Source organism: Companilactobacillus pabuli (assembly GCF_014058425.1).
Lineage (GTDB): Bacteria > Bacillota > Bacilli > Lactobacillales > Lactobacillaceae > Companilactobacillus > Companilactobacillus pabuli.
The window spans coordinates 2329491-2343775 of the sequence record NZ_CP049366.1 but is presented as its reverse complement, the minus strand read 5'-3'; the positions used below and the strand labels follow the sequence as shown (position 1 = coordinate 2343775).

Here is a 14285-nt window from a genome sequence, read left to right as displayed (position 1 = left end):
TGTATACGAAATCACGTTCCATGTCATATATTGTATACGCTTAATATTTTCTTAGGTAAATTTTATTGATCTGATGGTCCTCAGATTTGTGTAAAATCAAGTCCGCGCGATTCATCGTTGGCTTAATATAATCACGTAAATTTGGATAATTAATCGTATCCCAAACGTTCTTAGCCATATCCATCGCTTCTTTTTCCGGCATCTGGGTAAATTGGTAATAGTAACTATTGGGATCATTACGTGCCAAATCTAATAGCGTTTCAAAACGATTTAAGAACCATTCTTCAATATCATTCACTTCAGCGTCAATATAAATTGAAAAATCAAAGAAGTCACTGACATAAATCTGTTCATTCTGAGGTAATTGTAATACATTTATCCCTTCAACGATTAAAATATCCGGATTGTCTGTCTCTTCGTATTTTCCCGGAATAATATCATAAATGTTGTGTGAATAAAGTGGATACTTGATACGACCACCTTTAGTTTTGACATCACCTAAAAACTTCAAAAGTTTTTCCATATCATAAGTTTCTGGAAAGCCCTTTTTATTCATCAAATGACGTTCCTTCAAAATCTTACTAGGATACAAAAATCCATCTGTGGTCATTTGCGAAACTTTGTATTGCGGATAAGCCCGCTCCAACATTATTTTTAATAATCGAGCCGTGGTACTCTTTCCAACCGCTACTGAACCGGAAACACCAATGATAAACGGAACTTTACGAGCATCTCCACCTAAAAATTCAGTTTTTAACTTGGTCAACTTGCGATAATTTTTCAAATAAATATGAAGTAAATGGCGGATTGGCGCATAAATCGAACGGACATCGTCAATTGAAATCTCATCATCTAACGACTTAATCTTACGCAATTCTCCATCAGTAATCGCCTGCTTAGTATATTCACCGTGGAAGTTTTCCCATTGCTTTCGAGTAAATTCATCATAGTTAGCTAAACTTTGCATATTGTCAAACCTACTTAATATAATAATTAACTTTTATTAGATTTCTGGTATTCTAGTATAGTATAGAACTTTTTTGAAAAAGGAAACAATATATGAAGAGAATAGTATTATTTGGGGACTCGACCATGATGGGTTTTCGTGATGGCAAAGCTAGTGATATCTTGGCTAAGCGCATCCGAAGGGACTTTCCTGGTTATGAAGTCATTAATATGTCGATTTCCGACTACAAGACCAATAATGCTATGACACGTGTTGATCGAGTTAAACGTCTGAATCCTGCCGTTGTGATTTTGGGATTTGGCGTCAACGATATTTCGACAGACGATGAAATCAAACCTGGTAAATTTGCGGCCAATTTGACCAATATAATAGAAACTTTAGGATCAAGCAAAGTTATTTTATTATCTCCTCCTTATATTGACTGGATCAAAGATCCTACTAGACCTTGGACCCGCCAATTGCAATTCGAGTTGGTAACAGAACATTTGAGCAAGCAACTAGACGTATCGTATATCGACTTGCTACATGACATGGCTAATTGCGATAATCTTAATGACTTGCTACAAGCAGACGGTTTGCACTTTACCAAGCAAGGTTATAGCCTCTTAGAAGACGAGTTAATACCAGAAATAAAAGCCACATTAACTAACCAGTTAGTGTCGAACTAAAGGAGCACTTTATGGATTTAAATATTCCTCAAAAATATTTTATTTTATCGTGTAACGAAAAAGGTAGTATTCGTATTTTTAAGAATACCAGACGTCGTGCTTATTTAGCCGAAAGTTCATTCTTTGATTTAGCGCTAAATGACATTATCGATTTGACTGACAACAGTGTCATCATTAATAAGGTTTTGCCGGATGACAAAAAATATTTGAACGAATTTTTCCAAATTATCAACAAAAATCAAGGTAAAAGCGTCACTCACGTTTTGCGAGCCATGGCTACCAACGAAAAAATCACTCGAGCTATTTATAATGAAATCGGTGATTCTTTAGTTGATCAAGTCGATGTGACTAAAGCTGTGACCGGATTAGTCTTCAAAACTAACAATTATTTGCCTAACAGAAACGTCAAACGTGATTTAGTTTCTGACTTGCGTAAAGAAATCCTGACGGCTGATAAAATTTCACCTGAAGCTTTCGCGCTGTTAGCTACACTTTATGGCAACCATGATTTGAAGTTTTACTTCTCACAATTTGAACAAAAACAACTCAAAGATAAGATGGGATTGTACAACGAAGATCCTACTTATGAGAAGTTATTTGAATTATCGAAACGTTTGAACCGCGTTACTTTGACACTTTTGAGTTAACGGAAAACTAAAGGCATCCTCTTGTGAGGGTGTCTTTTTTTATAAAAGGAGAAAATTATGAATTTCACTCGTCTACATTACTTTTGCGACGTCGCCCGTCTACATAGCTTTTCAAAAGCTGCCGATGAAAACTTCATATCTCAAACAGCTATCAGTCAACAAGTCGCAAAATTAGAAAAAGAACTTAACGTCACATTGATTGACCGTAATAAATTACCAATCGAATTAACTAGAATTGGCGAAGTAGTTAATCGTCGATCATTAATAATCCTTGAACAATACAGTGTCTTAAAAGGTGAAATAGCCCAATTGCGTCAAACACAAAATACTCTGACGGTGGCTTATCCTAACGGTGCTGTGGAACCTGTCGAACAACTAGTTTTACCTAAAATTCAAAACGTCGATGATTTAGAATTGTATTTAGTCAAAAGCGATTTAAATGATATTCAAGATAAATTACTAAATCAAACTGTCGACTTAGCAATTACTTTTGATTCAGAAATCACTGATAGAAATCAATTAGCCACCATTAATCTTGCCAAAGGAAATTATGACGTTGTGGTCGGAACTAAACATCCTTGGTATCAGAGATCCACTATCAATCCTGAAGATTTGCTCAATGAAAAAGTCATTTACGTTGCCAATCGTCCAAATACCAATTCATATTTAAAAATGCGTGATCATGCCAGACAAGATAATGTTCCACTTAATATAGTTGCGACCGTTTCCGATATAGATACTGCTTTTTTACTAGTCCAGTTAAACAAGGGAATTACTTTTATGCCTGATTATAAAAGAATCTCAAGTGAATTTAACAACCTTCATCGTATTCACATAAAAAACACGAAACATACGTATAAAATTTGTTTAGCTTGGCGAAAAAATAATACCAATCCTGATTTACAAAAAGTTATTCGTCTATTTCATAGTTAGAAGCATTCACTTATACCATACTTCAATTCCATGTTGGATATTGTTAATTTATTCACATAAAATGAACTTAATAATTAATCAAAGGTGGTATTGAACTATGGACAAATATATTTTTACTGGTGTAGATGGCAATTTCGGTGGTATAGCTGCAGAAACAGCCATTAAATTACTCGACAAGTCTCAACTAATTTTCACCGCTCCTACTGAAAAAGGAATTGCAAAATATCGTGATCAAGGTTATGAAACTCGCGTCACTGACTTCAACGATCCTGACGGTTTAGCCAAAGCCTTCCAAGGGGCCAAAAAAGTATTACTCATTTCCATGCCTTTCGTTGGTGAAAAACGTCGTCAAGCTCACAAAAATGTTGTCGATGCTTGTGTTGCTAGCGGTGTACAACAAATCGTTTATACTTCTTTAGTTAATTCAACCGACCCAACTAATCCAAGTATCGAAAAACTAGATCATGCTTGGACAGAATCTTATGTTGAAAATGCCGAATTGGATTATATTTTTCTACGTAATTCTCAATACGCTGAAGCAATGATTACTAACTACTATACAATGGCAAAAACTGGTGTCCTAGCTAATAATCAAGGCGATGGTAAGATGGCTTACATTTCTCGTCAAGATTGTGCCATTGCGGCTGCCTACGCTATGGCTTCAAACTTGGAACACTCAATTTTAAACATCAACGGACCAGAATTAATGACGATTTCTGACTTAGTAAATATCGGAAACAAAGTTAGTGGCAACGATGTTAAATACCAAGAAATTACTGATGAACAAGATTATGAAGTCTTCGATAAAATGGGTGTTCCCCGTACTACCGACGGTAAATTCAAGAAAGACAGTTCTGCTCCCTTCTCATCAGATGGTATGGTAACTTTTGGTAAAGCTATTCGTGAAGGTAAAATGGGAACTTTCTCTAAAGATTTCTTCAAATTAACTGGTCAACAACCACGTACCGTTCAAAATATGTTTGAAAATTCTGATGAATATCAAATCGGTGCACGTCATTCAGTTGATGCATAAAATTTTGTGAGGTAGAAAAATGAATGAATTACAAACAGACATAGTAGTCATCGGTGCTGGAGCCTCAGGAATTGGAGCTGCTCTTGCCGCATCAGAAAAAGGTGGAAAAGTTCTTTTACTAGAAAAAGGTGATAAATTTGGCGGTGCCGGTATGTTTGGTGCTCAAGGATTATTCGCTGCTGGCAGCAAATTACAAAAACAAAATGGTATAAACTACTCCCCTAATGATGCTTATAAAGAAATGCTTAGTTATACCCATTACCGTTCTAACACTCGTTTAACAAAGGCTATTATCAACAAATCAGCCGACACAATCGATTGGTTAGCAAAAAATGGTCTACAAACAGAATTAGTAAACAATACTCAAGAAGTTCATCAAGAACATCCTCGTGTTTATCATCAATACATTGATAAATTCGACGGTTTTCAAAAATTGATGAATAATTTCACTAATAATGGTGGACAATTATTAACCAAAACTGTTGTTGAATCAATTAATTATTCAGCCGATAATTTAATCAAATTAATCATCAATCAGGATGGCGACAGTAAACAAATAACTTGTTCTAAAGTGATTTTCTCCGATGGTGGTTACGTTGGAAACCAAGAAATGGTCGATAAATATTTAACTATCGACAGTAAAGATCTATACAGTATGGGTGAACGTAAAGCTACCGGCGATGGTATTAAGATGTTGACAGAATTAGGTGCTGACAACAGTGGCCTAGGTGTTTTTGAAAATCACGCTGCATCAGTTGTTTCTAAAAATGACCCTAAGTGGCATAACAATACTATCTTCTCCTTAACCAATTTACCTTTCTTGTGGTTGAATCGTCGTGGCGAAAGATTCGTTAATGAAGACATCGTCTACGACTTCTCCTTGTGGGGTAATACTACTTACACTAACGGTGGATACTATTATTTTGTACTTGATCAAAAAACAATCGATTACTTGAAGAATAATAAATTAAATTGGACTGATTCTTTTGAAAGAACTTTCAAGACCCTTTCACACGATCCGATGACTCATGCCGTTGGTCCTTTTGAAAATATTGATTCCGACTTACAAGAAGCCATTGATCAAGGTGCCGCCGTTTGTGGTAAAAATATTGCAGATCTAGCTGAGAAATTGAATTTTGACCCCACTATTCTTGAAAAGAGTTTTGAACAATACAATCATGTCGTATCTGAAAAAGATGATAGTGATTTTGGTAAAGATTCTGAATTTTTGAAATTTAATGTTTCGAAAGCTCCATTCTATGCCATTAAAGCTCAATCAACTACTTTAGGTACTATTGGTGGAATCTCAGTCGATGATAAACTACACGCTTTAAAGACTGACGGACAAATTTTACCTAATTTATTCGTTACTGGAAATAACGCCAGTGGTATGTATGATACTTCTTATCCAACTCTTGAAGGTATCAGTTGTGCTTTTGCTTGGAATTCTGGTCGAATTGCTGGTGAAACAGCCGCTAATGAACTAAAAAAATAGAATTACTCTCTAAATAGCAAAAAAGAAGTTAGTTGCAATCGCAACTAACCTCTTTTATTATGCTTTAAAATCACCATGGATAACGACTTTCATACCGTAAGGTACATTCTCATAGACCCACTTACAATCGGGCACAGACAAGTGAATACAACCATGTGATGATGGTTCTCTACCTAAAGTCTTGGCAATTGACTCGACGTAGTTTCCTTGTTCATCAGTTGGTGTTGTATGGAACAAATACTCGCCATGATTTAAAAATGAAACCCAATAATAAGCACCCAATTTCAATGGTTGAGTATAGAAAAATTCTCCACGTTCACCTTGAACATGATAAGTGCCCTTTGGTGTGGCATCTTTTTTACCAGTTGATGCGTACATCTCATAAAGAATTGTTTTACCTTCTTTGATATACATTCTTTGTGTTGCAATATCGACGTCGACAAAGGCATCTGGATAATCTGCTAAATTAGGATAGTCCTTCTTTTCTGAAGCTGTATTATAATCAAAATCCTTCAATGGCACCATATCTTTGTCATCTTTGACGTTTTTAGGTGAAGGAGCTTCTTTTTTAGGAGCCTTTTTCACTTTAGCTGAATCCTTAGCCTCAACTTTGACATCTTTAGTTTGATTAGCAACAGCTTGGTAACCCCCGTACCCCAAAGCTGCGATAAATAAAACAATAATGGCAATTCCTGATATTTTTTTATAATCCATATTTTATCCCCAAACTCGTAATAACATAATTAATATTATTACATGGTGTATAAAAAACATCAAGAGAGTCTAGAATACAATTCCGACAATAAAAATACCTATTAGACTCCAATCTAATAGGTATTCTTTGAATTTATTAAGCTTTTTCTTCAATCTGGTAATACTTCTCTGGTACTCGTTGCAATAACTGTGACAATTCACCGATCGAAGTAATCGTCAATCTATGCATAGCACGAGAAGCAATCGTATAAACTAACTGTTGCTCATCTTCATCGAATTTGTCCTTTGAAGCATCCCACATAATAACCGCATCGAATTCCAAACCTTTAGCTAAGAATGATGGCAAGACAATCGTACCAGTTGCTAAACGTTGGTTTTCAGAGCGAATCAAAGTTGATCTAACACCTTGCTCACTTAACATCTTATGCAAATGATCAGCATCTTCTAAGGTTTTAGCAATGATAGCCGTTGTATATTTATGTTCATCATTAGATTTGATTTGATTGATAACTTGTTGAACCGATTCTGCTTCTGATTTTGCTTGCCAAAGGTTAGGCAAATCACCATTTCGATTGAATGGTTCAATTTTTTGTCCATTCGTCAAAATTGCTTTTGTAAAGTCCGTAATTTGTTTTGTCGAACGATATGAATGAACTAATTGCACCACTCGAGTTTCATCGGCATCGAACAAACTTTGGGCTTCGGAAAGCAGAGTTTGACTATTTTTCTTGGTGAAAATCGATTGATTCAAGTCACCTAGCATTGTGTAACGAGCTCTTGGGAACTTGTACTTCATATAGGCTAGTTGGAATGGCGTGTAATCTTGAATTTCATCGATAAAGACGAATTTCATTTCCAATTCACCGTGTTTGCCGGTTACTAAATCATACAAGTACAAATATGGACTGAGGTCATTCATTGAAATTTGCTTATTATTAAAGTTTTGAATAAAGTCTTCGACATACTTTTTCCATTGTTCTTCAGTAATACCATGTTTTTGCAAATCAACAATTTTAGGTACAGCCTTCAAGAAATTCAAATAGTTGGCCGCTACATTCAAGAAACGTAAGTGTTTGATATATTTATAAACACCTTGCATCATAGTTGTGACAATCTTTCGAGCCAAGAATCTTCTTTCTTCATCGCCATTTTTGAATTCTTGATCAGCTGTCACATAAAGAGCTTGTAATTGTTCTTTACTCAAGTTTTCGATTCGTTCAGAAACCCACTTGGAACGCATTTCTGAACCAATCTTACGACGCAACATTTTAACTAGTCGATCGACTGTCGCATCCAAACGATTACCAAGGTTGTATTGTGGACCGTAACTGTAATAAATCTCTTGAATTTTTTCCTTAGGAATGAAGACTTTGCCTTGGAATTTAATATCCTTGAAGGCCATCCCACTTTGTCCTAGCAATTTGCTGTAGTTAGTCATAATTTTGAAGAATTCAAGGTCAGAGACAAATTTCCCAATATTCTTGCTCTCTGTATCAACGACAGTTTCAAATTGTTCTGAGAGTGTTTCTACACTTAAATTAGGCAAACGACGAGCTAGGAATTGCTTATAAGTCATTTGAACCATGTTTTGTTCACCCATTTCAGGCAAAACATCTTTGATATAGTCATTAAATAATGAGTTTGGTGAGAACATAACTACTTGACTAGAAGTCAATGTCCCACGATATCTATATAGCAAGAAAGCAATTCTTTGTAAGATAGCTGAGGTTTTACCAGATCCGGCAGCTCCTTGAACGAACAATAACTTGGATTTCGTATCACGAATGATCTTGTTTTGTTCACTCTGAATAGTCTTGACGATACCCTTCATGTGGGTCGAAGATTTACCATCCAAGACTTCTAGTAACATTTGGTCCCCAATAGTTTCTTGAGTATCAAAATAGGCTTTGATTTTGCCATTTTCAACTAAAAATTGACGTTTTAAAAATAAATCAACCGATTGCTCACCATCTGGAGTTTGATAAGTAACTTCACCCAATTTTCCATCATAGTAAATTGAAGAAATTGGTGCTCGCCAGTCATAAACTAAGAAATGATCTTTTTCATCAGTAAAAGAACTCAAACCAATATAAACTGATTCTCTTTTAGGTTCACCCTTTTCTTGGAAATCTAATCGGGCAAAAAATGGTGTCTTTTCCAGTTTCTTTAAAATATCCAAACGTTGACGTGATTGTTGCCAACTGTTATTTCTTTCATCAAGCATTTGTTGTTGTTGATGAATCGAAAGTGCCGCATCCATCGAAATTGAGTCGCCACTGACACCTAAATGGATGTCATCAAAAGCATCATTAATAACTTTTAGATCTTCTTCAGCGACGGTAATGTGTTCTTGAAGTTTAGTTTCAGACTTCTTGATTTTATCAACCACATCATCGAGATGTGCCTGTTCAATTTGTTTTTCATCTAATTCACTAACTTTAGATTTATCTGTCATCATAACAACCTCTTAAATTAAAGTTATATAATGTTACCATTATTGACTAGCGATTTCAAAGAAGAGCCGTTATGACAACAAAAATACCACAATGAATATTCCATCACTGTGGTATTAATTATTACCATTATTTATTTTTTCTCAGCATAACTATAGTAATAAAAACCAGCCACAAAAATTAATCCACCGATGATATTACCTAGATATACAGGAATAAAGTTTTGAAGGAACAATCCCCAAGTACTGCCACCCTCAAAAATCGCTGCGGGAATGATAAAACAATTAGCAATACTATGCTGGAATCCTACTGCCACAAAGATCATAATAGGAAACCAAATTCCCAAAATCTTTCCGGCTGCATCTTTGGCTCCAAAGGATAACCAAACAGCCAAGCCGACTAACCAATTACAGCCGATACCAGAAATCAAAGCTGACCCAAAACTAGCATCAGTCTTAGCACTAGCAATACCTATCACCGCTTGTTGGAAAGGTTGTGCATGCGTCAATCCCACCACGTGACCAAAAAAGTAGGCAACAAAAATTGCACCGATAAAATTAAACAATGTAATTACCAACAAATTTTTCAAGTAATCTAACAAGTGAGCTTTTTTATCGAATAATGATGTTCCAACAGCCATCATATTCCCAGTCGCCAATTCGCCACCGGCTAACAAAATCACAATCAAACCAATTGGAAAGACTGCTCCACCGACTAAGGCCTTGATACTGGCTAAATCTTTGGGAATCGAAGCCGTCACTCTCACGTAAGCGAGAAATCCTAAAGAAATCATCGCCCCACCGACAAAACCTAAAATCATTTTAGCTAACAAAGTCTTTTTCAACTTGTTAGTTCCTGCATTGATACTCTTGTGTAAAATTTCTTCCGGAGTAAACATAATTAATCCCCACATTTAGATTTGGTGAATTAAAAATACAGCATATTACGAACAAGGTCAATGATTTTCCCAATAATAGTTCGTATAACACGTATGCATAAAAATAACGCAAACCGATTATGATTTGCATTATTTTATTTAACTATTTTTCTTTTTCGATATTTGAATATTCCAAATGCAGCAATAATTACACCGACACCGGCCAAAACAAATGGACCCGTGCTTCCACCAACTGCCGTGATAATTTGCATCCCTAATTGTGGTGTTTTCATGCTAATTTTTTGTCCTGCCATTGATGTAGCATCCAAATCCTCATAAGGAATTCGACACTCCATAATCGCATAGTCATACCCAGGACCAACGAATCGGTGAACGATTGCCGGCGAATTGACTAAATTTCTATCGCCATTACTCGTATCTTGCAACAAAACCTTAGTATTCTTATTAGGTTTAATATCCCAAGCATTCTTAATATAAATCGTATGTTGACGATTGCCCACTGTTAATTGATAATCAATCGTCTGAAAAGGATAAGTATCCTTGTGGCTCTTCGACATACTGACATAATAATAAATATATTTATCATCAGCCAATAAAGAGGCCTCTTTCACAGGACCATAATCATAGTAAACATCGTGTTTTGGCTTATCATCCCAATCCGCAAATTTACCATCAATTTTAATATTAAAATCGTCCGTCGCAGCTGACACAACTGTTGGTTCAAACGACATCCCCACGCCAAATAAAATCATTAATGTGAAAATTATTTTACGCATATTTACCTCTTTTTATTCCCATATTAAAGATTGGTCTATACTAATTAAAAGGTACTATACAGGGTAAAAATAAGCAACACAAAAAGCCAGCTTTTCAGCTGGCTTTTAATCAATCGATCATCATTAACCGATCAGCGTCTAAGATTTTAAATTCATTATTACTAATTTTTTCGATCATACCCTGTTTAGTCAATGATGTGAGTTTACGACTAATAGTTTCAGGGGTCGTTCCTAGATAAGTTGCGATATCTTTTTTCTTGAGAGGTAATTTAAATACCTCTTGATCCAAGCCGGCACTAGTTTCTAGTAAGTAATTAGCTAAGCGACTTTCAACACTGGCAGTCGTTACTTCAGTTGTTTGTTGCTCTAATTGAGCAATTCTTTTACCTAAAGCATTGACCATATTGACAGCCATCTCGGGAGTCTTTTTCATCAGTCTTTGGAAATCTCCTCGAGAAATCTGACAAACATCAGTCTTCATCAAGGCTTGAGCAAAGCTATTGTGATCACTGTTAGTGAACAATGCTGCCTCGCCATCGAAATCACCTGTTTGCAAAATTCTTAACATCTGTTCCTTACCACTAGCAGCCATTTGGAAAACTTTTGCCTGACCATGAGCCACGATGATCAATGAATCAGCTTCATCTCCAGCAGAGAACAAATACTCGCCGGTCTTATAGTGATGGTGTGTCACCAAAGTTGCTATCGTATTCTTATCATCTTTAGATAAATTATCAAAAATTGAAACTAATTCAACACAATCCTCAGCTGTGTGGTCATGCGCTAGTTTTGCCATTAATTATCGCTCCTTAGTCAAAGTCCTCATCGTCTTCTTCTTCAAAGCCTTCCTTAGCTGACTTGCCAAGAAGTGCTTGATAGATTCTGATTTGGTGGTTATTGAAACCTAACAATTGAACCAATACTTGTTCCATGAAAGGACGGTCTTCTTTTTGAGCTAACTTGATAGCACGAGTTACGAACATGTTATCAGTTGTGAAGTCATCAACAACAGTTTGAAGCATATCTTCAGCCTTCAAATACTTGTTCTTACCGTCTTCTTCAATCATAGCGTATTCAGAATATTCTTTCATAGTTGAAGGAGGTAATTCACCCTCGTCCAATAATTCATCGGCTATCTTATCATACCAAGCATTGTTTTCATCAATTGTTTGATTCAAAACAGCCTTGTAGTTTTCAGCGTTGGCACCTTTAACGAACCATTTGATTTGGTGCAACTTGATATTCAATAGGAAATGATTAGAAACGATATGTCCTGTCATTGCCCCAGCTGTTGGTTTGTGGTGATCGGCATCTGCTTGTTTTTGTTCTGCCGCAAACTTTTCATCGATTGTTAATTCTGTCATTATGCAAGCTCCTTAGTTTTAACTTTTTTAACTTCGTATCCTAAATCTGTGATTACAGTTGATAGGTCATCACCGGTAACTTTACTTTGATCAATATCGGCTCTAACTTTACCAGCATTGAAGAGGACCTTAACGTTTGAAACGCCATCTTGATTTTCAACTGCTTTTCTAATCTTTGTCATACATGATGGGCATGTCAATTCGCCTAATTGTAAAATAACTTTTGCCATAATTAATTTCCTCCGTATTTCAAATATCTTTGTTCCTTTAACTTACAAATACTATTCTAATTAGTTTGCTGGACTAACAACTTGATTTGAATCAAGTTTTGAAGATTTATTTCCAATTAATCTCATTGCGTTGAAGATAACTACCAAAATACTAATTTCGTGAACGAACATTCCACTACCCATATGGATAACGCCAACGATCAAACCTAATAATAGTAAAGCAACAGTTCCAACCGCGATAATGATATTTTCTTTAGTATTAGCAACGGTCTTCTTGGATAAAGTATAAGCATGTGCTAAAGCATCAAAACTTGATTTAATCAAGATAATATCAGATGTTTCAATAGCAACATCAGTACCAGTACCCATTCCAATACCAATATCTGCAGTAGCAAGTGAAGGTGAATCATTGATACCATCACCAACGAAAGCCACGGTACTACCTTGTTCTTGGAACTTCTTAACAAATTCAACTTTGTCTTCTGGTAATAATTCAGCGTGAACTTCATCGATTGGAAGTCTTTGTGCAACACGTTGAGCGGCAATTTTGTTATCACCTGTCAACATAACTACTCGTTTCAAACCAGCATCCTTAAGAGCTTGAAGTCCCTCTCTAGCATCTGGTCTCAATTGGTCATTAACACCAACGACTAAACGTAACTCTTGATCAATTGCCATCAAAACAACAGAATCTCCATCATTCATACGACTATCGATTGCTTTTCTTTGTGCATCAGAAATCTTTACATTGTTAGCTTTCATCAAACGTTCATTACCAACCAAAATCTTGAAATCATCATTTTGACCAACTAATCCTTGGCCCTTAACAGTATCTAATTCAGGTAATTTTGGTGTGTTAGTAATTCCTAAACCATTAATATATTTAACAATAGCTTGACCCAATGGGTGATCAGAAGTTTTTTCAACTGCTGAAAGTAAACCTAAATCTTCATTCTTATCTTTACCAAAGTTATCGATATCAGTAACGGACATCTTCCCAGTAGTCAAAGTACCAGTCTTATCAAGAACTAGAGTATCAACGTGTGAGAAAGTATTAACGGCGTTTCCACCTTTCATCAAAATACCATTCTTAGCACCATTACCAATTCCGGCAACGTTAGAAACTGGAGCACCGATAACTAAAGCACCAGGGCATCCTAAAACTAAAACAGTGATAGCTAGTGGGAAGTTTTGAGTAAAGATCCAAACTAAAATACCAATGATTAAAACTGCAGGTGTGTAATATGTAGCAAATTTATCAATAAAACGAGCGGCAGGTGATTGACTATCTTGAGCTTCTTCGACTAATTCGATGATTTTACCGAAAGTAGTATCTTCACCGACAGAAGTTGTTTCAATCGTAATAGTTCCGTTGTCGGCGATTGAACCAGCGAAAACCTTGTCGCCATTACTCTTTTGAACGGGTGTTGATTCACCTGTAATTGAAGCTTCATTCATGTAGCCAGTTCCGTCAATAATCTTTCCATCAACAGGAATTTGGCCACCTGGTTTAACTAAAACGTGATCTCCTTCGTCCAAATCATCAACGTCAACAGTTTCAGTAGTACCGTCGTCGTTGACCAATTCAGCAGTTGTAGGAGCCATTTTCGTTAAACTCTTAACTGAAGAACGTGTCTTCTCCAAAGTTTTTTGTTCGAGGTAATTACCAAAGAGGAATAAGAATGTAACAACAGCTGACTCTTCAAATTCTCCAATGATAAAAGCCCCTATAACAGCAATCGTAACTAGTAATTCAATACTAACGACTTTATTTTGCAAAGCAGTAAATGCGTGCAATGCAACTGGGATTGCCCCAATGATACTAGCAACAATCATGAAGACTGTGGCAATAGTTTCAAAATGAAGCAAGTAACTTGAAATCAAACTAAGTGCAATCAATACGGCGATTGATATGGTCATCTTATTTTGATGTTTCGAAATCCATATATTTAATTTTGTCATTTCGCTTTACCTCTCTCTTAACTTACAAGACATATTCTAAAGGGTAAGCGGGATTAAAAAATTGATGTGGGTCAAGTTTAGGAAAAAGATTCTTAGTTTTGATTTTAGTTTTGGTTTTGGTTAAGTATGCCGTCGTCCGCAAAAG

The 14285-nt window shown here is 35.9% G+C and carries 14 protein-coding genes; 5 read left to right on the top strand and 9 right to left on the bottom strand.

What is annotated here, in order from left to right:
• Positions 1-40 precede the first annotated feature (40 nt).
• Positions 41-967, bottom strand: a complete 927-nt coding sequence (gene coaA / locus G6534_RS11375) for a type I pantothenate kinase (protein ID WP_182082908.1) — start codon at positions 965-967, stop codon at positions 41-43.
• A gap of 125 nt (positions 968-1092) precedes the next feature.
• Between coaA and G6534_RS11370 the strand changes: the two genes are divergently transcribed.
• The 5 genes from G6534_RS11370 to G6534_RS11350 all read left to right on the top strand — a co-directional run bounded on the left by G6534_RS11370 (position 1093) and on the right by G6534_RS11350 (position 5743).
• Positions 1093-1635 (top strand): SGNH/GDSL hydrolase family protein, encoded by a 543-nt coding sequence (locus G6534_RS11370; RefSeq protein ID WP_238788899.1) that lies wholly within the window; start codon positions 1093-1095, stop codon positions 1633-1635.
• Positions 1636-1646: 11 nt separating this feature from the next.
• Entirely contained in the window at positions 1647-2282 is a 636-nt protein-coding gene (locus G6534_RS11365; RefSeq protein WP_182082906.1) for a GPP34 family phosphoprotein, read from the top strand.
• A 57-nt stretch (positions 2283-2339) separates the two neighbouring features.
• Positions 2340-3215 (top strand): LysR family transcriptional regulator, encoded by an 876-nt coding sequence (locus tag G6534_RS11360; RefSeq protein ID WP_182082905.1) that lies wholly within the window; start codon positions 2340-2342, stop codon positions 3213-3215.
• A 97-nt stretch (positions 3216-3312) separates the two neighbouring features.
• Positions 3313-4248 carry an NmrA family NAD(P)-binding protein gene (locus G6534_RS11355; protein ID WP_182082904.1) on the top strand — a complete coding sequence of 312 codons (936 nt, stop codon included), beginning with the start codon at positions 3313-3315 and terminating at the stop codon, positions 4246-4248.
• Positions 4249-4267: 19 nt separating this feature from the next.
• Positions 4268-5743, top strand: a complete 1476-nt coding sequence (locus tag G6534_RS11350; RefSeq protein ID WP_182082903.1) for an FAD-dependent oxidoreductase — start codon at positions 4268-4270, stop codon at positions 5741-5743.
• A 57-nt stretch (positions 5744-5800) separates the two neighbouring features.
• Here G6534_RS11350 and G6534_RS11345 read toward each other — a convergent pair whose 3' ends face one another.
• The 8 genes from G6534_RS11345 to G6534_RS11310 form a co-directional block, all read right to left on the bottom strand.
• Entirely contained in the window at positions 5801-6457 is a 657-nt protein-coding gene (locus G6534_RS11345; RefSeq protein ID WP_182082902.1) for a L,D-transpeptidase, read from the bottom strand.
• Positions 6458-6593: 136 nt separating this feature from the next.
• Positions 6594-8915 (bottom strand): RNA polymerase recycling motor HelD, encoded by a 2322-nt coding sequence (helD, locus tag G6534_RS11340; protein WP_182082901.1) that lies wholly within the window; start codon positions 8913-8915, stop codon positions 6594-6596.
• Between the two features lie 128 nt (positions 8916-9043).
• Positions 9044-9808, bottom strand: coding sequence for a formate/nitrite transporter family protein (locus G6534_RS11335; RefSeq protein WP_182082900.1), 765 nt, complete (start codon positions 9806-9808; stop codon positions 9044-9046).
• 134 nt (positions 9809-9942) lie between these two features.
• On the bottom strand, positions 9943-10584 hold the full coding sequence (locus tag G6534_RS11330; RefSeq protein WP_182082899.1) for a Firmicu-CTERM sorting domain-containing protein: 642 nt from the start codon (positions 10582-10584) through the stop codon (positions 9943-9945).
• Between the two features lie 109 nt (positions 10585-10693).
• Positions 10694-11380, bottom strand: a complete 687-nt coding sequence (locus G6534_RS11325) for a Crp/Fnr family transcriptional regulator (RefSeq protein ID WP_182082898.1) — start codon at positions 11378-11380, stop codon at positions 10694-10696.
• 13 nt (positions 11381-11393) lie between these two features.
• A complete protein-coding gene (locus tag G6534_RS11320; RefSeq protein WP_059073814.1) occupies positions 11394-11948 on the bottom strand; it encodes a ferritin-like domain-containing protein in 555 nt (184 codons plus the stop codon).
• Positions 11948-12178, bottom strand: a complete 231-nt coding sequence (locus G6534_RS11315; RefSeq protein WP_059073813.1) for a heavy-metal-associated domain-containing protein — start codon at positions 12176-12178, stop codon at positions 11948-11950. The genes G6534_RS11320 and G6534_RS11315 overlap by 1 nt, the downstream gene beginning before the upstream one ends.
• A 60-nt stretch (positions 12179-12238) precedes the next feature.
• Entirely contained in the window at positions 12239-14140 is a 1902-nt protein-coding gene (locus tag G6534_RS11310) for a heavy metal translocating P-type ATPase (RefSeq protein ID WP_182082897.1), read from the bottom strand.
• Positions 14141-14285 lie beyond the last annotated feature (145 nt).